The organism is Salmonella sp. HY31, from assembly GCF_042604575.1.
Classification (GTDB): Bacteria; Pseudomonadota; Gammaproteobacteria; order Enterobacterales; family Enterobacteriaceae; genus Salmonella; species Salmonella diarizonae.
This window is the reverse complement of sequence record NZ_CP170479.1, coordinates 1,103,803-1,122,642: the sequence shown is the minus strand read 5'-3', so window position 1 is coordinate 1,122,642 and position 18,840 is coordinate 1,103,803. Positions and strand designations below refer to the sequence as shown.

Here is an 18,840-nt window from a genome sequence, read left to right as displayed (position 1 = left end):
TTCCTGTATTAGTCAAACTCCAGTTCCACCTGCTCCGAACCAATGAGGCCACGCAGATCGTTAAGTAAACGATCGCTCGGAGAGACACGCCACGTTGCGCCAAAACGCAGTCGCGCACGCGCATCCGCCCTCTGATAGTAGAGATGTACTGGAATGGTCCCCGAGCGGTGGGGTTCCAGAGACTGACGGAGTCGGTTTAAAAGCTGGTCATCAATTTGCCTGTCCGTCAGCGAGATAGCAAGCCCGCGAGCGTATTTTTCGCGAGCTTCGTCAATATCCATCACTTCGCGGGCGGTCATTTTAAGCCCCCCGCTGAAGTCATCAAAGCTGACCTGTCCGCTGACGATAAGTATGCGGTCTTTTTCCAGCAACTGCTGGTATTTATCCAGCGCGTCGGTAAATAACATCACTTCCAGACGCCCGGAACGGTCATCCAGCGTACAGATGCCGATACGATTGCCGCGCTTGGTGACCATAACCCTTGCGGCAATCACGAGCCCCGCAGCCGTGGTGACTTTACCACGTTCTGTCGGATGCATGTCTTTGAGCCTTACCCCGCCGACATAGCGCTCAATTTCTTTTAAATACTGATTGATGGGGTGGCCCGTCAGGTACAACCCCAACGTTTCGCGCTCCCCATCCAATACCACCTGCTCCGGCCACGGCTGGCAGCTGGCATAGGATTGTTCAATTTGCTCCGGCTCTTCCGCCAGTACGCCGAACATATCCGCCTGACCGATAGCTTCCGCTTTGGCATGCTGGTCGGCGGCTTTCAGCGCATCGCCCAATGAGTTCATCAGCGCGGCACGGTGCGGACCCAGCCGGTCGAACGCCCCGGACATGATCAGCTTTTCCAGCACCCGGCGGTTGAGTTTTTTGGTATCGGTCCGCGCGCACAGATCAAACAGTTCGCGGAAATAGCCGCCCTGATTACGCGCGTCGATGATCGCTTCGATCGGCCCTTCGCCAACGCCTTTGATCGCGCCGATGCCGTAGACGATCTCGCCCTCATCGTTAACGTGGAAATGGTACAACCCGGAGTTAATATCCGGCGGCAGAATTTTCAGCCCCATCCGCCAACACTCATCCACCAGGCCGACGACTTTCTCGGTGTTGTCCAGATCGGCAGTCATCACCGCCGCCATAAATTCAGCCGGATAGTGCGCCTTCAGCCATAGCGTCTGGTAAGAAACCAACGCATAGGCGGCCGAGTGCGATTTGTTAAACCCGTAACCGGCGAATTTCTCCACCAGGTCAAAGATTTTCATCGCCAGTTCGCCGTCGATACCGTTCTTTTTCGCGCCCTCTTCAAAAACGGAACGCTGTTTGGCCATCTCTTCCGGCTTTTTCTTACCCATCGCACGACGCAGCATATCCGCGCCGCCGAGAGTATACCCGGAAAGTACCTGGGCAATCTGCATCACCTGTTCCTGATACAGAATGATGCCGTAGGTCGGCTCCAGTACCGGCTTCAGGCTTTCATGCTGCCACTGAACGTCCGGGTAAGAGAGTTCTTCACGACCGTGCTTACGGTCGATAAAGTTATCTACCATCCCCGACTGCAACGGACCGGGACGGAACAGGGCCACAAGCGCGATCATATCTTCAAAGCAGTCCGGCTGCAGACGTTTGATCAGATCTTTCATGCCGCGCGATTCAAGCTGGAAGACCGCCGTGGTTTCCGAGCGTTGCAGCATGTCGAAGCTTTTTTTATCGTCGAGCGGAATAGCGGCGATATCCAGCGGCGGCTCGCCGTTCTTCTCGCGCCGCTTGTTGATCATCTCCAGCGCCCAGTTGATGATGGTCAGCGTACGTAAGCCGAGGAAGTCGAACTTCACCAGCCCGGCATATTCCACGTCGCTTTTATCAAACTGGGTAACCGGATGCTTGCCCTCTTCATCGCAGTACAGCGGCGCAAAGTCGGTAATTTTGGTCGGCGCGATCACCACGCCGCCGGCGTGCTTACCGGCGTTACGAGTGACGCCTTCAAGCTTACGCGCCATATCAATCAGCGCTCTGACCTCTTCGTCCGCCTCGTAAATTTCCGGCAGTTGCGGTTCCGCTTCAAAGGCTTTTGCCAGCGTCATTCCCGGATCGGGCGGCACCAGCTTAGAGATACGATCGACAAAACCGTACGGATGCCCCAGCACGCGGCCCACATCGCGGATAACGGCTTTCGCCGCCATCGTACCGAAGGTGATAATTTGCGATACCGCATCACGCCCGTACATGTCCGCGACGTGCTCAATCACCTGGTCGCGTTTCTCCATACAGAAGTCAACGTCGAAGTCAGGCATAGAGACACGTTCCGGGTTCAGGAAACGTTCGAACAGCAGGTCAAATTCCAGCGGATCAAGGTCGGTAATTTTCAGCGCGTAGGCCACCAGCGAACCGGCCCCGGAACCACGTCCAGGCCCTACCGGCACACCGTTATCTTTTGACCACTGGATAAACTCCATCACGATGAGGAAGTAGCCAGGGAACCCCATCTGGTTGATAACCTGCAGTTCAATATCCAGACGCTCGTCATATTCCGGGCGACGCTTTTTGCGCTCTTCTTCGTCCGGGAACAGGAAAGCCAGACGCTCTTCCAGCCCCTCTTTCGACTTTTTGACCAGATAATCTTCGGTGGTCATATCGCCAGTCGGGAACTGTGGCAGGAAATATTCACCCAGACGCACCGTTACGTTGCAGCGTTTGGCAATCTCCACCGTATTTTCCAGCGCCTCCGGAATATCGGCAAACAGGTCGCACATCTCGTCGATGCTGCGCATATATTGCTGCGGCGAGTAATTGCGCGGACGCTTAGGATCGTCAAGCGTGAAACCGTCGTGGATCGCGACACGAATTTCATGGGCGTCAAAATCATCGCTTTCAAGGAAACGGACATCGTTCGTCGCGACAACCGGCAAACCGCGAGTTTCAGCCAGTTCGACCGCGGCATGCAGGTACGTCTCTTCGTCCTGTCTGCCGGTGCGGATCAGTTCCAGAAAATAGCGATCGGTAAAATGCGCTTCATAGAAGGCAACGCACTCCTCCACCAGAGCCTGGTTGCCGCGTAGCAAACAGCGGCCTACATCACCCATGCGCCCGCCGGAAAGCAGGATCAAACCTTCTTTAAGCTCTACCAGCCAGTCGCGATCGATAATCGGACCTGCCGCACCGTAGCCGCGCTGATACGCTTTCGAGATCAGCAGCGTCAGGTTCTGGTATCCCGTATTATTCGCCGCCAGTACCGTCAGGTGAGTCAGTTCATCTCCCAACAGTTCGTTGTGAACGTTAAAGTCCGCCCCGACGATGGGTTTAATGCCCGCACCATGACCCGCTCCGTAGAACTTCACCAGACCGCAGAGGTTAGTAAAATCGGTGATCGCCAGCGCAGGCATACCTAATGAGGCCGCCTTTTTCACCAGCGGCCCGGTCTTCGCCAGCCCATCGATCATAGAGTAGTCGCTGTGCACCCGCAGGTGGACGAAACGTGGTTCAGACATCTTCAGATTTCTCGATACAAGAATCAGGACGCAAGTCCGAGAGCGCGTTTAACAGGCGCAAAGCTGCGTCGGTGGTGCGCCGTCGCGCCATACTGTGCCAACTTTTCCAGATGAAAAGCGGTTGGATAGCCTTTGTGTTGCGCAAAGCCATACTGAGGAAAAACGATATCCAGCGCCGCCATTTCGGCGTCACGGGTGACTTTCGCCAGAATAGAGGCCGCGCTAATCTCCGCCACGCGGCTATCGCCTTTCACCACGGCCATTGCCGGCACCGGCAGATCCGGACAGCGATTGCCGTCGATCAGCACATACTCTGGCGCAATATGCAGACCGGCGACAGCACGCTGCATCGCAAGCATTGTAGCGTGCAAAATATTCAGTTCATCAATTTCATGCGGCTCCGCGCGCCCCAGACTCCAGCTTAACGCCTTTTCTTTAATCTCGTCATACAACGCCAGACGACGCTTTTCAGACAATTTTTTGGAATCATTCAGACCGACGATCGGGCGAGCCGGATCGAGGATCACGGCGGCGGTCACTACTGCGCCCACCAGCGGGCCACGGCCCACTTCATCCACACCCGCCACTAAATGGGTGTGTGGATAAACAAATTCGATCATTGTGCTAACTCCAGAACGGCATCTGCCGCCTGCTCATCGGCATTACAGCGGATCTGCTGATGCAGTTCACGGAAGGTGTTGTGCATCGCATGGCTGGTTTTACCGTTCGCCAGTAGCGGCAACAGCGCTTCGGCGAGTTTTTGCGGTTCGCACTCCTCCTGCAACAGCTCTTTGACTAATTCTCTTCCCGCCAGCAGGTTAGGCAAAGAAACATACTCGGTTTTCACCAAACGTTTCGCCAGCCAAAAAGTGAAGGGCTTCATACGATATCCCACCACCATCGGGCATTTTGCCAGCATGCATTCCAGCGCCGCTGTACCGGAAGCCAGCAGTGCCGCATCGCTGGCAACCATCGCTTCACGGCCCATCCCGTCCAGCAAATGAACGGCGAGATCCGGCGCAACCTCCGCTTTAATTTTTTCAAACTGTTCGCGGCGTTTCGCGTTCACCAGCGGCACTACCACTTCCAGATCGGGATAGCGCTGTCGCAGCAATTGTGCGGTTTTCAGGAAATCGGCGCTGAGCATTTCCACTTCCGCGCCACGACTGCCCGGCAGTAACGCCAGACAATGAGCGTTATGCGGGATACCCAGCACGTCGCGCGCCGCATTTTTATCCGGGTCCAGCGGCATTGCATCCGCCATGGTGTGACCGATAAAGCGGCACGGGACGTTAAATTTATCGTAAAACGCTTTTTCGAAAGGCAGAAAAGCCAGCACCATATGGGTGGATCTGCCTATTTTGAAAACGCGTTTCTGTCGCCAGGCCCACACGGACGGGCTGACATAATGAATGGTCTTGATCCCTTGCTTTTTCAGATTACCTTCGAGGGTAATGTTGAAATCAGGGGCATCAATCCCGACAAAGACATCGGGCTTGAGTTCGGTAAAACGGCGGGTCAGATCGGCGCGGATACGCAGCAAGCGGCGTAAACGTCCGAGCACTTCAACAATGCCCATGACCGCCAGTTCTTCCATTTCGTACCAGGCTTCACACCCTTCAGCCTGCATACGCGGCCCCGCAACGCCCACAAAACGGGCGTTGGGTACGCGCGCTTTCAGCGCACGAATTAAGCCTGCGCCAAGAATATCGCCGGACGTTTCGCCGGCGACCAGAGCAATCGTTAAAGGACGCTGTGCCACCATTAACGAATCGGACCGCGCGTTGAACGCTCAAAGAACTCGGTAAACGCCTTCACTTCCGGATGCTTTTCAGCAAGTTCAGCGATTTCCTGCTTCGCTTCGTCGAGCGTTTTACCACTGCGATACAACAACTTATAGGCATTACGAATCGCTACCAGCCCTTCACGGCTAAAGCCGCGACGCTTCAACCCTTCGATATTTACCCCGAACGGCGTCGCATGGTTACCCTGCGCAATCACATATGGAGGAACATCCTGCGCTACGCCGGAGCAGCCGCCGACCATCACATGCGCACCGATAATGCAGAATTGATGAACTGCCGTCATACCGCCGATGATCGCAAAATCATCGACTGATACGTGCCCTGCCAGCGTGGCGTTGTTGGCGAGGATACAGCGATTACCTACCGTACAATCATGTGCGACATGCGCATTGATCATCAGCAGATTATCGCTACCCACCTTCGTCAGCCCACCGCCCTGCACTGTACCACGATGAATGGTGACGCTTTCGCGAATGCGGTTACGATCGCCAATTTCTACACGGGTCGGCTCACCAGCATATTTCAGATCCTGGTTCACTTCGCCGATGGAGGCAAACTGATAAATCTCGTTGTCGCGGCCGATTTTGGTTTGACCATTCACGACCACATGAGACTTCAGTACGGTTCCCTCACCAATTTCGACCTGCGGCCCAACAATACAAAAGGGACCAATGTGGACATTAGCGCCAAGTACAGCGCCGTCTTCCACAATGGCGGTAGGATGAATAAAGGCGGATTTATCAATCACGAATCAGGCCTCCCGGCTACGAGCACACATCATGGTTGCTTCGCACACAACTTTACCGTCGACCAGCGCAACCCCTTTAAAGCGGGTCAGGCCACGACGCGTTTTCTCGAAAGTGACTTCCATGATCATCTGATCGCCTGGCACAACCGGACGCTTAAAGCGCGCTTCATCAATACCCGCGAAATAATACAGCTCACCGGGCTCCAGTTTACCGACGCTTTTAAACGCCAGAATACCAGTTGCCTGCGCCATCGCTTCCAGAATCAATACGCCTGGCAAAATTGGTTTGCCCGGGAAATGCCCCTGGAAAAACGGCTCGTTGACGGAGACATTTTTCACCGCACGCAGAAAACGCCCTTCTTCAAAGTCCAGCACGCGATCGACCAGTAAAAACGGAAAACGGTGCGGCAGAAGCTCTAAAATCTCTTCAATCTGCAGAGTATGAGTGTTAGTAGTCAAAATACTCTTCCTGTCCAAATATACAAAAAGGCAATAATAACACGGCCTGCCGCAATCGTATGAATGTGACAGGCCGGAAAAGAATGGCAACTACAAGGCGAAACGTTAGTCTTGTTGATTAACCTTGCGCTCAATCGCTTTGAGACGCTTGCTCATATCATCAATGTTCATCACCAGTGCAGCAGTTTTACGCCATACTTTGTTGGGTTGCAGCGGAATGCCTGAGGAGTAGACGCCCGGTTCCGTGATGGGACGCATCACCATACCCATGCCAGTTACCGTGACTTTGTCGCATATTTCCATATGCCCATTGATCACGCTGGCGCCGCCAATCATGCAGTAACGGCCAATCTTCAGGCTACCCGCCATAATGACGCCACCGGCAACTGCCGTATTGTCGCCAATCACGACGTTATGTGCAATCTGGCACTGATTATCAATAATCACGCCGTTGCCAATAACAGTATCATCCAGCGCGCCACGGTCAATGGTGGTACAAGCGCCGATCTCGACACGATCGCCAATAATGACCCGGCCCAGTTGCGGGATCTTCACCCAGTTGCCACGATCGTTAGCGTAACCAAAACCATCCGCGCCGATCACCGTACTGGACTGGATCAGGCAATTCTCACCGATCTGAATGTCGTGGTAAATCGTTACGTTCGCCCACAAGCGTGAACCCGCCCCGATTTTGCTATTTTTTCCGACGAAACAGCCTGCGCCGATAACCACGTTATCGCCCAGTTGTACGCCAGATTCAATTACCGCATTCGCGCCGACTGAAACATTGCTACCCAGCGTTGCCGTCGCATCAATCACTGCGCTTGGCGCGATATTCTGCGCGGGCTGCGGCGTGGTGTCTAAAATTTGCGCCATGCGCGCGTACGTCAGATAGGGATTTTTCACGACTAACGCTGCGCTTTTTGCGAACGGAAGATCGTCCTGCGTCATCACAACCGCAGAAGCCTGGCATAAACCTAAGTGTTCACGGTACTTAGGATTCACCATAAACGTAATGTGGCCTGTTGTTGCAGATTGCATGGACGCAACGCCGGTGATGACGATATCGCCATCACCGTGTAATTCTGCATCCAACTGTTCTGCTAAGTCAGCCAGTCGAATTGAAGGCATTACTTATTTAACCTGTTTCAGTACGTCAGCGGTGATGTCTTTCACATCGCTGCTGTTGTAAGCAACGGTGTTCGCGTCTACCACCAGATCGATGCTCTGGTCGTTAGCCACTTTTTTCACCGCAGTCTGGATACGAGTCACCAGTTTACCGCGTTCTTCGTTGGAGCGACGAGCGCGATCTTTCTCAAAAGCCTGCGCTTTTTGCGCGAAAGTCTGGCGCTCAGACATCACGTCTTTTTCCAGCTTAGTACGATCGCTGCCTGCCTTCATGGATTGCAGACGCTGCATTTTGGATTGCAGATCGGTTTCCATTTTTTGCAGTTCAGCCGCACGGCCTTTAAACTCGTTTTCCAGTGTATTGGATACACCCGTCTTCTGCGCAACCTGTTGGAACAGATTACCCATGTTGACGATTGCAATTTTGTCAGCAGCCTGTGCGGACGTTACCATCGCCAAACCAAGACCTGCAGCTAATAACCACTTTTTCACAATAAACTCCTTACCATCCCATTTGCACCCGAAGGTACAGCTCTTTGCGTGGCCTGGCGATCCCTGAAGGCATCGCCAAAAGTCATCGCTACACTACCAATGCATTCCTTTGCAGTGAACAATTACCAGGTTTTACCAATGTTAAACTGGAACTGCTCAGCTTTGTCTCCATCGTACTTTTTAAACGGCTGGGCGTAGGAGAAGACCAACGGCCCCAATGGGGACATCCATTGTAATGCGATACCCGCGGACATACGGATGTTGCTTGGATCACTGTAGTCCGGCACACCAGCAGCCCGAGTCTGGCTAGTGTCTTGCCAGTTTGTATCCCAGACGGTACCCATATCCCAGAAGAAGGAAGTACGCACCGAATTAGCATATTTCTCGCTGATAAATGGCGTCGGCGTGATAAATTCCAGGCTAGCGACCGCCATGGCGTTACCCCCTACCGCATCGTCTGAATCACATACCCCACCATCAGTACGGGAGCAATCTTCGTAGTTATCTCCATCACCCGAGTGTGCACCAGATTTATAGACCGCTTTCGGACCAATGGTATTAGACTGGAAACCACGCACAGTACTTGAGCCCCCAGCATAGAAGTTTTCATAGAACGGCATCTCTTTACTACCGATTCCATCCCCATACCCCCAGCGCGTACGACCCAGAACTACCCATTTGTGATCGTTATCGATTGGTACATAGGTCGCGGTATCCAATGTCACTTTATAGTATTCATTATCAGACCCCGGAATTGTCACTTTACCCGTCAGGTTAACTCTTGAGCCATCCGTCGGAAAATAGCCACGGTCCAATTTATTGTAGGTCCAGCCGTAGTTAAAGGTGAAGTCATCTGCAGCAAAGCTACTGCTGTCATCATGTCCCATCGACTCAAGATAACGGTCCATCGCTATCTGAGGCTGCATATTGGACAGGGAGTTATGCACATACCCTACGCCCGCGCGCAACGTGTTGTACTCGTTGATGGGGAAGCCAAGCGTTACATCCGTACCGTAACTCTTGTTGGTATAGTCGGACAGATCCGCATCGTCCGCCTGGAAGTCGTTATAGAAGATACGACCACCGAGGCTCACGCCGTCAACGGTAAAGTATGGGTTAGTAACGGACAGTTCGCTGTAGGTCTGGTAGTCGTTTTTGGTTCCGTTAATCCCCACGGAATAGCCTGTACCTAACCAGTTGTCCTGCTGAACGCCGGCCTGGAAGCTAACGCCGCTTTCTGTACCGTAGCCAATACCGAAGTTGAAGCTACCGGTATTACGCTCTTTCACCTTGTAGACCACATCCACCTGATCCGGGCTGCCCGGAACGCGCTGCGTATCGGTATCAACGGTTTCAAAGTAACCCAAACGGTTCAGACGCTCTTTCCCCTGGTCGACCAGATCGCTGCCCAGCCACGCCCCTTCCATCTGACGCATTTCACGGCGCAGAACGGAATCTTTTGAGGTATCGTTGCCTTCAAAACGGATCTTACGCACGTAGAAACGGTTACCGGCATCGACGTTAACGCGTAATTTAACGGTCTTGTCGGCGTCGTTAATTTCAGGCTGTGACTGCACGCGCGGATAGGCGTAACCATAGCGACCGAGAAGCTTTTTGATGTCATCTTCCATTTTGGTCACTTTGGTGCCGTTATAGAGCTCGCCCGGTTCAATTTTCGTCAGGTTCTCAATTTCAGCGGAATGCCCGGCCAGGTTACCGCTCACCTGAACCCCGGAAAGCTTGTACTGATCGCCTTCGGTGATATTGACGGTGATGTAGATCCCTTTCTTATCCGGCGTCAGACTCACTTGCGTAGAGTCAATATTGAAACGCGCGTAGCCGCGATCCAGATAGTAACTGCGCAAGGTTTCAAGGTCGCCCGCCAGCTTCTGCTTCTGATATTTACGATCGCCAACGACGTTCCACCACGGCACTTCGTCACGCAACTGGAAATGAGAAATGAGTTCTTCGGTGCTAAAGGCATGGTTACCGACGATGTTGATCTGTTGGATCTTCGCCGATACGCCCTCCTGGAACACCAGTTTAAGATCAACACGGTTGCGCGGTAGCGGCGTTACAACCGCCTTAACGCTGGCGCTGTATTTACCTACGCTATAGTAAAAGTCTTCCAGCCCTTTTTCGATATCAGACAGCGTGGTGCGATCCAGCGACTCGCCAACACGTACGCCAGACGCTTCGAGGTTTTGCTTGAGCATGTCGTCTTTCACCGATTTGTTACCGGAGAAAGTGATGCTGGCAATGGTCGGACGTTCTTTTACCTGAACCAGAAGGGTATCACCATCGCGCAGGACGCGGACGTCCTCAAAGTTGCCGGTGGCGAACAGAGCGCGAATGGTGTTACTGATATCTTCATCATTAACCGTGTCGCCTGTGCGCACCGGCATACTGAGGAGAGCCGCACCAACGGCGACTCGCTGCAGGCCTTCGAAATGAATGTCCTTCACTACGAACCCTTCAGCACCGTATACGGTGGCGCTGCTGAACAGCAGCGACGCTATGAGCAACTTTTTCATCGCCATCGTTATTATGCGTTCTTCCTAACTAACTCTCTTACAACCGAGAGAAATCATTGAAAAGTGCAAGCCCCATTAACAACACCAGCAAAATCGAGCCAATGCGATAACTAAAGTCTTGAACTCGCTCGGATACCGGCCCGCCCTTAAGCTTTTCAATCGCCAGGAACAGCAGATGCCCCCCGTCAAGAACGGGCAGCGGAAACAGGTTGATTATCCCTAAGTTCACGCTGATTAGCGCAAGGAACATCAGGTAATAAATCACCCCGAACTCCGCTGACATCCCAGCCCCCTGAGCGATAGAAATCGGCCCACTGAGGTTGTTCAGTTTCACATCACCGGTTATCAATTTACCCAGCATACTGACCGTCAGCTTCATCAACTGCCACGTCTTATCCGTGGCTTCGAGGATGGCGCTAAAAGGCCCATACTGGCGTATAGTCTTGTACTCTTCCGGCAGAGGAATAATTTTAGGCACCACGCCTGCAAAACCTTCCGCCTTTCCGTTAACCGATTTCGTATCCGGCGTTAACGTCAACGACAAGGCGCTCCCCTGCCTTTCAATCTCTAACGCTAACGGCTTACCGGGATTATCGCGTACAAACGTAACGAATTTCATCCACTGCGTTAACGGCTGACCATCGACTTTAACGATCCTGTCGCCCGCTTGCAAACCCGCTTTACTGGCTGCGGAATTCGCCTGCACTTCTGACAGTACCGATTCGATCTGCGGCCCGCGGGGCCGAATCCCTAAAGAAGATACAGGATCTTGCTTATCAGGCTCAAATGCCCAGTGACGTAAATCAAGCGTTTTGTCCTGCCGCTGGTCGCTGCCAAAGGGCGCGACGCTCACCGTCGTCTGCTGGTCGCCAATTTTGGACACCAGTTGTAAACGCACGGCATCCCAATCAGGGGTTTCGATACCATCAATGGCTTTAAGTTCCGTACCAGGCGCAATTTGCGCCTGCGCAGCAATCGAGTTGGGCGTTATTTCGCCAACGACCGGACGAACGCCAGGGACGCCGATGATAAAGACCAACCAGTAAGCAAAGATAGCAAAAATGAAGTTCGCCACCGGACCTGCGGCAATAATTGCGGCGCGCTGGCCCACCGTTTTGTTATTGAAGGCGTGACGACGCAATTCCGGCGCTACCGGTTCGGCGCGCTCATCCAGCATTTTGACATAGCCGCCCAGCGGGATCAGGGCGATGACATACTCGGTACCATACCGGTCAGTACGGCGCCAGAGCGCTTTGCCAAAGCCGATGGAAAAGCGCTCAACACGCACACCGCAGCGCCGGGCAACCCAGAAATGACCAAATTCATGCACAGTGATCAGCACGCCCAGTGCGATGATGAATGCAGCCAGATTCCAGAGAATACTCAGCATAAAACCTTCCGTTAGAGCGTCCTGAACACCAGTAGCAACAGGCAAGCAAAGACCGGTACAGCCGCCGTCAGGCTGTCAATTCGGTCCAGAATACCGCCATGTCCTGGAATCAAGTGGCCGCTATCCTTAATTCCTGCTTCGCGCTTAAACATACTCTCGGTGAGATCACCCAATACGGAAGCCAGTGCCGCAACCACAGAGCAAATCAACAAGATAACAGGCGCAACATTCAGATTCGCCCACATACCGTAACCCCATGAGATCACAGCAGCCGTAGCAAGCCCGCCGATAAACCCTTGCCAGGTTTTACCCGGGGAAACTTTCGGCGCCAGCTTATGTTTGCCAAACAATTTACCAAACATATACGCGCCGGAGTCCGCTCCCCAGACCAGGATCATGACATAGAGTAGCCATATTGCGCCACTGTAATGATTCTCGTCATAGTGCCAGGCACGCAGCGCCAGCATTCCCCAGAAAAATGGCACGATAGTTAACAGGCCGAAAATGAGGCGCAATGTTTTTGAGTTGCGCCAGATTGCCGCCGAACCGGGATAAAATAGCACCAGCAGTAGTGCGACAACCCACCAGCCTAACGATGCCCAAAGCGACATCTCAACCAGCGGTTGACGAATGTTGTGATGATACTCAGGCAACAAAAATAGCATCAGCGCCAATAACAGACCACACAGCACCGCCAGCCAAACCCGCTGTGAACGCGCGGCGAAACCGCTTAACTGTCCCCATTCCCACGCGGCCAGCATACAGACAACCAGCGTAATAATGGCGAACCCCACCGGCGGCAATAAAAAAAGCGCAGCGATGACCGCGGGTATTAACACAAAAGCAGAAATCAGGCGATACTTCAGCAAAAGCAACCCCCATCAGGCTGTGTCATCACCAGGCTCGGTACCGCCGAAACGACGCTCTCGATTAGCAAAGGCATGCAGCGCACCTTCAAAGTCTTGTTCATCGAAATCGGGCCAAAGAACATCCGTAAAGTAAAGTTCGGCATAGGCAATTTGCCAAAGCAAAAAGTTACTAATGCGATGCTCTCCCCCAGTCCTAATTACTAAATCCACAGGCGCCAGCTCATGCATACAAATTTGCTGGCCTAGTCTCTCTTCATCAATCTGATCGGGGCGCAGCACTCCAGCCTGCACCTGTTCCGCCAGTTGCCGGACTCCCTGGACAATATCCCAACGTCCGCCGTAGTTCGCAGCGATATTCAGCGTTAACCCCGTATTACGGGCGGTAAGCGCTTCTGATTTGCGAATACGTTCTTGCAAACGTGAGTTGAATCGACTGATATCGCCGATAATACGCAGGCGAACGTTATGGCGGTGCAGGCTTTTGACTTCGCTATCCAGCGCCCACACGAACAGCTCCATTAACGCGCTCACTTCCTGCGCCGGTCGGTTCCAGTTTTCACTACTAAAGGCATACAGCGTTAACGCATCAATACCGTTATTGGCAGCAAAAGAGACCGCTCGCCGGACGGACTTCGCCCCGGCTTTATGCCCGAAGGCCCGGATCTTCCCTTGCTTTTTCGCCCAGCGACCATTGCCATCCATAATTATTGCAACATGACGGCAGCCATGTGCTGACAAATTTTCGCTTACTGGTTGAGTTGCAGACAACATAACGCGTTTTTTGTCCCTGAAAGGATTTAGCGGTACTCAGGAATACTGAAGCCTTTATACACATTCTCTTCGGTCCGCTTCGCTGATGACTGCGCGTCATCGCCCCTGTCGTGCGCTGTCCGCGCACGCCGGGAACGTATTCGCCTGCCGTCCCGATGCGTCCTGAATGATTTTGTGTATCCACAAAAAAGCCGTGTAAAACCACGGCTAACCTGACCGAAAAAAGCCAAAAACCTGCGATCAGGTGGCGCAGACTATATCACCGAAGCCCAACGCTAACAAATAGCACGATCTTCTGTCGCGGGATAATCGTCAGCGTGAGAGCCGTATCACTTGTTTTCTGGCTACCTCACGCGCGATGGCGTCAACCTGCAATACGTCATCAACGCTTGCCGGTTCCTGTAAATCCATCCTCTCCAGCACCGCTAAATTGAGCCCGGCGATATCGGTAAAACGAATCTGTTGCGCCAGAAACGCGGCAACGGTGATTTCGTTTGCCGCATTGAGCGCCGTCGTTGCCGCCTGACCTTGCTCAAACGCCTCCATCGCCAGCTTCAGGCACGGATAACGCTGATAATCTGGCGCGCTAAACGTCAGCGCGCTGAGTTTGCAAAAATCGAGCGGCTGCGCGCCGGACGCAACGCGATTCGGCCATGCCATCGTATGCGCAATAGGCGTACGCATGTCAGGTTCTCCAAGCTGCGCCAGGACGCTGCCGTCCTGATAACGCACCATCGAATGAATTACCGATTGCGGATGGATCAACACTTCCATCTGACGTGCGCTGGCATTAAATAACCAACGCGCTTCAATGTATTCCAGACCTTTATTCATCATGGTGGCGGAGTCGACGGAGATTTTTCGCCCCATCGACCAGTTCGGATGACGACATGCCTGATCCGGCGTCATCGCTGCCAGATCGCACATTGGCGTTTCACGAAACGGGCCACCAGACCCGGTAAGCAAAATCGACGTTACGCCATTTTGCTCAAGGTCAGCGTATCCCAGATTATGCTGAATAGATTGCGGCAAACTCTGAAAAATCGCGTTATGTTCGCTATCGACGGGTAAAAGCCGGGCGTTGCTGCGTTTCACTTCGTCCATAAACAGCCGCCCGCAGGTCACCAGCGATTCTTTATTCGCCAGCAGAATCGTCTTCCCTGCGCGAATCGCCGCCAGGGTCGGCAGTAAACCAGCCGCGCCCACAATGGCCGCCATCACATGCCCGACCTCATCAAGCGCCGCCATCTCACAGGCAGCCTGCTGACCGCTCAAAACCTCGGTGCGGCTGCCATGCTGCTGAAGCATTATTTTGAGCTGTTCTGCGCTCGACGTATCATCCATTACGGCATAACGCGGCGAGAACTCCAGGCACTGCTCCGCCATGCGGGCAACATTTTTACCCGCCACCAGCGCGACAACGCGGAAGCTATCAGGATTATGGCGCACCACGTCCAGTGTGCTGCAACCAATAGAGCCGGTCGAGCCCAGAATGGTTAATTGCTTCATGAAACGTCCAGAAGTGTTGAAACGGGATAAAAAGCAAAGCGCCGCACAGGAGACCTGATAATGTCTTCTGCGCGGCGCTTTGTACACCACTCATCCGCCAGGTTTAGCGGTGGAATGAGTTTATATCTGCGTACAGATCAATCAGAACTGCATCAGTTCTGCTTCTTTATCTGCCAACGCCGCATCAACTTTTTTAATTGCCGCGTCGGTCATTTTCTGTACTTCTTCCTGAGAACGACGATCGTCATCTTCACTGATCGCTTTATCTTTCAGCAGAGCTTTTACTTTATCGTTCGCATCACGGCGTACGTTACGTACGGCGACACGCGCCTGCTCCGCTTCGCCACGGACAATTTTCGTCAGATCTTTACGACGTTCTTCGGTCAGCGGCGGCAGCGGAACGCGAATGTCGGTGCCCGCAGAGCTTGGATTCAAACCGAGGTCTGACGCCATGATCGCTTTTTCAACGGCAGGCCCCATAGAGCGGTCAAACACGTTAATTTTTAAGGTACGGGAGTCTTCTACCGTTACGCTTGCCAGCTGACGCAGCGGGGTCGGAGTGCCATAGTACTCTACGACAATACCATCCAGCAGGCTGGGAGAAGCACGACCCGTGCGCACTTTGCTGATTTGGGTTTTGAACGCTTCAACGCATTTTTCCATGCGTACTTCAGCATCTTTTCTGATATCGCTAATCACGTTACGAATCCTTGAAAACTAGTCTCAGTCAGACCAGACGGTCACACAATACAAAGATGTGCTAAGTATAGTCTCGTTTAATTTCTGCCAGGTAATAAGACCCGTCAATAGAACAGAATCTTACCTGTATTTGGCGCTCACGGGAATTATTCCGTGATTAGCGTCCCTTCTTTTTCGCCCATCACCACACGACGCAGCGCGCCCGGTTTGTTCATGTTGAAAACACGAATCGGCAGTTTGTGGTCACGAGCCAGCGTGAACGCCGCCAGATCCATCACTTTCAGCTCTTTATCCAGCACTTCGCTGTAGGTAAGCTGATCGTACATGGTCGCGGAAGGATCTTTTGCCGGATCGGCAGTGAATACGCCATCCACTTTGGTCGCTTTCAGTACGACATCCGCTTCAATTTCGATCCCGCGCAGACAGGCTGCTGAGTCGGTAGTAAAAAACGGGTTACCCGTACCTGCAGACAGAATCACAACTCGGTTATTACGCAGCAGGCTGATCGCCTCGGCCCAACTGTAGTTGTCGCACACGCCGTTTAAAGGAATTGCCGACATCAGGCGGGCGTTCACATAGGCGCGGTGAAGCGCATCACGCATTGCCAGGCCGTTCATTACGGTGGCCAACATGCCCATGTGGTCGCCCACAACGCGGTTCATCCCCGCTTTTGCCAGACCCGCGCCACGGAACAGGTTACCACCGCCAATCACCACACCAACCTGAATACCCAGTTCAACCAGTTCTTTGATCTCCTGAGCCATACGATCCAGTATGCTTGCATCAATACCGAAGCCTTCCGTACCCTGCAGAGCTTCGCCGCTTAATTTAAGCAGAATGCGTTTATAGACGGGTTTTGCATTGGTAGCCATGTTTCTTTCCTGAGACTGTCAACGATTGATATGAGTTAATTCCGGCGACATTGTACGTCGCATTTCAGCGCAAACGCCAGGCGTCGGCTGATTTTACAAGAGAGGCGCAAAAAGAAGCCGCCCTCAGGCGGCTCCTCAGGAAAATCAGGACTGCTTAGACATCGCAGCAACTTCCGCTGCAAAGTCAGTCTCGACTTTCTCAATGCCTTCGCCCACTTCAAAGCGGATGAAGCCAGTCACGTCAGCGTTGTGCTCTTTCAGCAGTTGGCCAACAGATTTGCTCGGTTCCATGACGAAAGGCTGACCAGTCAGAGAAACTTCGCCGGTGAATTTCTTCATGCGGCCTTCAACCATTTTCTCTGCGATTTCTTTCGGCTTGCCAGACTGCATCGCGATGTCCAGTTGTACCTGGTACTCTTTCTCTACCACGTCAGCAGACACGTCTTCCGGCTTAACGAATTCCGGCTTGCTTGCAGCAACGTGCATCGCCAACTGTTTAACCAGCTCTTCGTCAGCGCCTTTAGCGGCAACCAGAACGCCGATACGCGCACCGTGCTGATAAGAACCCAGAACGTCGCCTTCCAGGGAAGCTACGCGACGAATGTTGATGTTCTCGCCGATTTTCGCAACCAACGCGACACGCTCTTCTTCGAACTGCGCTTTCAGGACTTCTACGTCAGTGATTTTGCCAGCAACAGCGGCGTCCAGCACTTTGTCAGCGAATGCCTGGAAGCCAGCATCTTTAGCCACGAAGTCAGTCTGGCAGTTAACTTCCAGAATGAAAGCGATGTTGCCGTCGATTTTGGTTTTGATTACGCCGTCAGCAGCCACGTTGCCTGCTTTTTTCGCCGCTTTGATAGCGCCGGACTTACGCATGTTTTCGATTGCCAGCTCAATGTCGCCATTCGCTTCAGTCAGTGCTTTTTTGCAATCCATCATGCCTGCGCCGGTACGCTCACGCAGCTCTTTTACCAGGGATGCGGTAATTTCAGCCATTCTAAAATCCTCGAAAGATTTGATCTGCCCGGCATCAAACCGCACAGATATAAAAGTGAAAAAGGGGCCTAAAGGGCCCCTAACCAAACGTGATACTACCTGGTTTATAAGGGGGCGCTCCCCTTCATATTTCGAGCCGCAGGTGCGTTGCCTTCACTCGCTCATCCCGGTCACTTACTGATGTAAGCTCCCGGGAATTCTCGAGCTTGCCGCCTTCCTGCAACTCGAACTATTTTAGGGAGTTATCAAGCCTTATTATTCAGCTTCTACGAAGCTTTCTTCCGCCTGGGAAGCCAGATCCTGAGAACGGCCTTCACGAACGGTTGCAGCGACAGCGCCCAGGTACAGGCTAACAGCACGGATTGCGTCATCGTTACCCGGGATAACGAAGTCAACGCCGTCCGGATCAGAGTTGGTATCAACGATAGCAAATACCGGAATACCCAGGTTGTTTGCTTCTTTGATAGCAATGTGCTCATGGTCAGCATCGATAACGAACAGAGCGTCCGGCAGACCGCCCATATCTTTGATACCACCCAGGCTGTTTTCCAGTTTCTCAAGCTCACGAGTACGCATCAGCGCTTCTTTCTTGGTCAGCTTTTCGAAAGTACCGTCCTGAGACTGAGTTTCCAGGTCTTTCAGACGTTTGATGGACTGACGAACGGTTTTCCAGTTAGTCAGCATACCGCCCAGCCAGCGATGGTTCACGAAGAACTGGTCGCAGCTGTTAGCAGCTTCTTTCACCGCTTCGCTTGCAGCGCGTTTGGTACCAACGAAAAGGATTTTACCTTTACGAGCAGAGATCTTGTTCAGTTCAGCCAGAGCTTCGTTGAACATCGGTACGGTTTTCTCAAGGTTGATGATGTGAACTTTGTTACGCGCGCCGAAGATGAACGGCTTCATTTTCGGGTTCCAGTAACGGGTCTGGTGACCAAAGTGAACACCAGCCTTGAGCATGTCGCGCATGGAAACAGTTGCCATGATTTAAAACCTCTATAGATTAAGTTGGGGTTATGCCTCCACGTATCCCATATTACCGACCCCAAAGGGCACCCCGGAATATGTGCCGATACGTGT

The 18,840-nt window shown here is 52.9% G+C and carries 16 protein-coding genes; all 16 read right to left on the bottom strand.

Going from position 1 to position 18,840, the window contains the following annotated elements:
- Positions 1–8: 8 nt before the first annotated feature.
- A complete protein-coding gene (dnaE, locus tag ACE15A_RS05185; RefSeq protein ID WP_129382375.1) occupies positions 9–3,491 on the bottom strand; it encodes a DNA polymerase III subunit alpha in 3,483 nt (1,160 codons plus the stop codon).
- Between the two features lie 23 nt (positions 3,492–3,514).
- Positions 3,515–4,111: a ribonuclease HII gene (rnhB, locus tag ACE15A_RS05180; RefSeq protein ID WP_053508736.1), complete on the bottom strand. Its 597-nt coding sequence runs from the start codon at positions 4,109–4,111 to the stop codon at positions 3,515–3,517.
- Positions 4,108–5,256, bottom strand: coding sequence for a lipid-A-disaccharide synthase (gene lpxB, locus ACE15A_RS05175; RefSeq protein ID WP_053508738.1), 1,149 nt, complete (start codon positions 5,254–5,256; stop codon positions 4,108–4,110). Before lpxB ends, rnhB begins: the two co-directional genes overlap by 4 nt.
- The gene (gene lpxA / locus ACE15A_RS05170; RefSeq protein ID WP_053508740.1) at positions 5,256–6,044 is read right to left on the bottom strand and encodes an acyl-ACP--UDP-N-acetylglucosamine O-acyltransferase; all 789 of its coding nucleotides are present in this window, start codon (positions 6,042–6,044) and stop codon (positions 5,256–5,258) included. Before lpxA ends, lpxB begins: the two co-directional genes overlap by 1 nt.
- 3 nt (positions 6,045–6,047) lie before the next feature.
- Positions 6,048–6,503: a 3-hydroxyacyl-ACP dehydratase FabZ gene (gene fabZ, locus ACE15A_RS05165; RefSeq protein WP_000210741.1), complete on the bottom strand. Its 456-nt coding sequence runs from the start codon at positions 6,501–6,503 to the stop codon at positions 6,048–6,050.
- Between the two features lie 105 nt (positions 6,504–6,608).
- A complete protein-coding gene (gene lpxD, locus ACE15A_RS05160; RefSeq protein WP_001139265.1) occupies positions 6,609–7,634 on the bottom strand; it encodes a UDP-3-O-(3-hydroxymyristoyl)glucosamine N-acyltransferase in 1,026 nt (341 codons plus the stop codon).
- A 3-nt stretch (positions 7,635–7,637) separates the two neighbouring features.
- Positions 7,638–8,123, bottom strand: a complete 486-nt coding sequence (gene skp / locus ACE15A_RS05155; protein WP_053508742.1) for a molecular chaperone Skp — start codon at positions 8,121–8,123, stop codon at positions 7,638–7,640.
- 122 nt (positions 8,124–8,245) lie between these two features.
- A complete protein-coding gene (bamA, locus tag ACE15A_RS05150) occupies positions 8,246–10,663 on the bottom strand; it encodes an outer membrane protein assembly factor BamA (protein ID WP_053508744.1) in 2,418 nt (805 codons plus the stop codon).
- A gap of 31 nt (positions 10,664–10,694) precedes the next feature.
- Positions 10,695–12,047, bottom strand: a complete 1,353-nt coding sequence (rseP, locus tag ACE15A_RS05145; RefSeq protein WP_053508746.1) for a sigma E protease regulator RseP — start codon at positions 12,045–12,047, stop codon at positions 10,695–10,697.
- An 11-nt stretch (positions 12,048–12,058) separates the two neighbouring features.
- Positions 12,059–12,916, bottom strand: coding sequence for a phosphatidate cytidylyltransferase (gene cdsA, locus ACE15A_RS05140; protein ID WP_000922422.1), 858 nt, complete (start codon positions 12,914–12,916; stop codon positions 12,059–12,061).
- Positions 12,917–12,928: 12 nt separating this feature from the next.
- Positions 12,929–13,687, bottom strand: a complete 759-nt coding sequence (ispU, locus tag ACE15A_RS05135; RefSeq protein ID WP_053508748.1) for a (2E,6E)-farnesyl-diphosphate-specific ditrans,polycis-undecaprenyl-diphosphate synthase — start codon at positions 13,685–13,687, stop codon at positions 12,929–12,931.
- 312 nt (positions 13,688–13,999) lie between these two features.
- Positions 14,000–15,196, bottom strand: coding sequence for a 1-deoxy-D-xylulose-5-phosphate reductoisomerase (ispC, locus tag ACE15A_RS05130; RefSeq protein WP_053508750.1), 1,197 nt, complete (start codon positions 15,194–15,196; stop codon positions 14,000–14,002).
- 141 nt (positions 15,197–15,337) lie between these two features.
- Complete coding sequence (gene frr, locus ACE15A_RS05125; RefSeq protein ID WP_000622423.1) at positions 15,338–15,895, bottom strand: ribosome recycling factor; 558 nt, start codon at positions 15,893–15,895, stop codon at positions 15,338–15,340.
- Positions 15,896–16,041: 146 nt separating this feature from the next.
- Complete coding sequence (gene pyrH / locus ACE15A_RS05120; RefSeq protein WP_000224567.1) at positions 16,042–16,767, bottom strand: UMP kinase; 726 nt, start codon at positions 16,765–16,767, stop codon at positions 16,042–16,044.
- A gap of 144 nt (positions 16,768–16,911) precedes the next feature.
- The gene (gene tsf / locus ACE15A_RS05115; protein ID WP_000808102.1) at positions 16,912–17,763 is read right to left on the bottom strand and encodes a translation elongation factor Ts; all 852 of its coding nucleotides are present in this window, start codon (positions 17,761–17,763) and stop codon (positions 16,912–16,914) included.
- Positions 17,764–18,018: 255 nt separating this feature from the next.
- A complete protein-coding gene (gene rpsB, locus ACE15A_RS05110; protein ID WP_000246886.1) occupies positions 18,019–18,744 on the bottom strand; it encodes a 30S ribosomal protein S2 in 726 nt (241 codons plus the stop codon).
- Positions 18,745–18,840 lie beyond the last annotated feature (96 nt).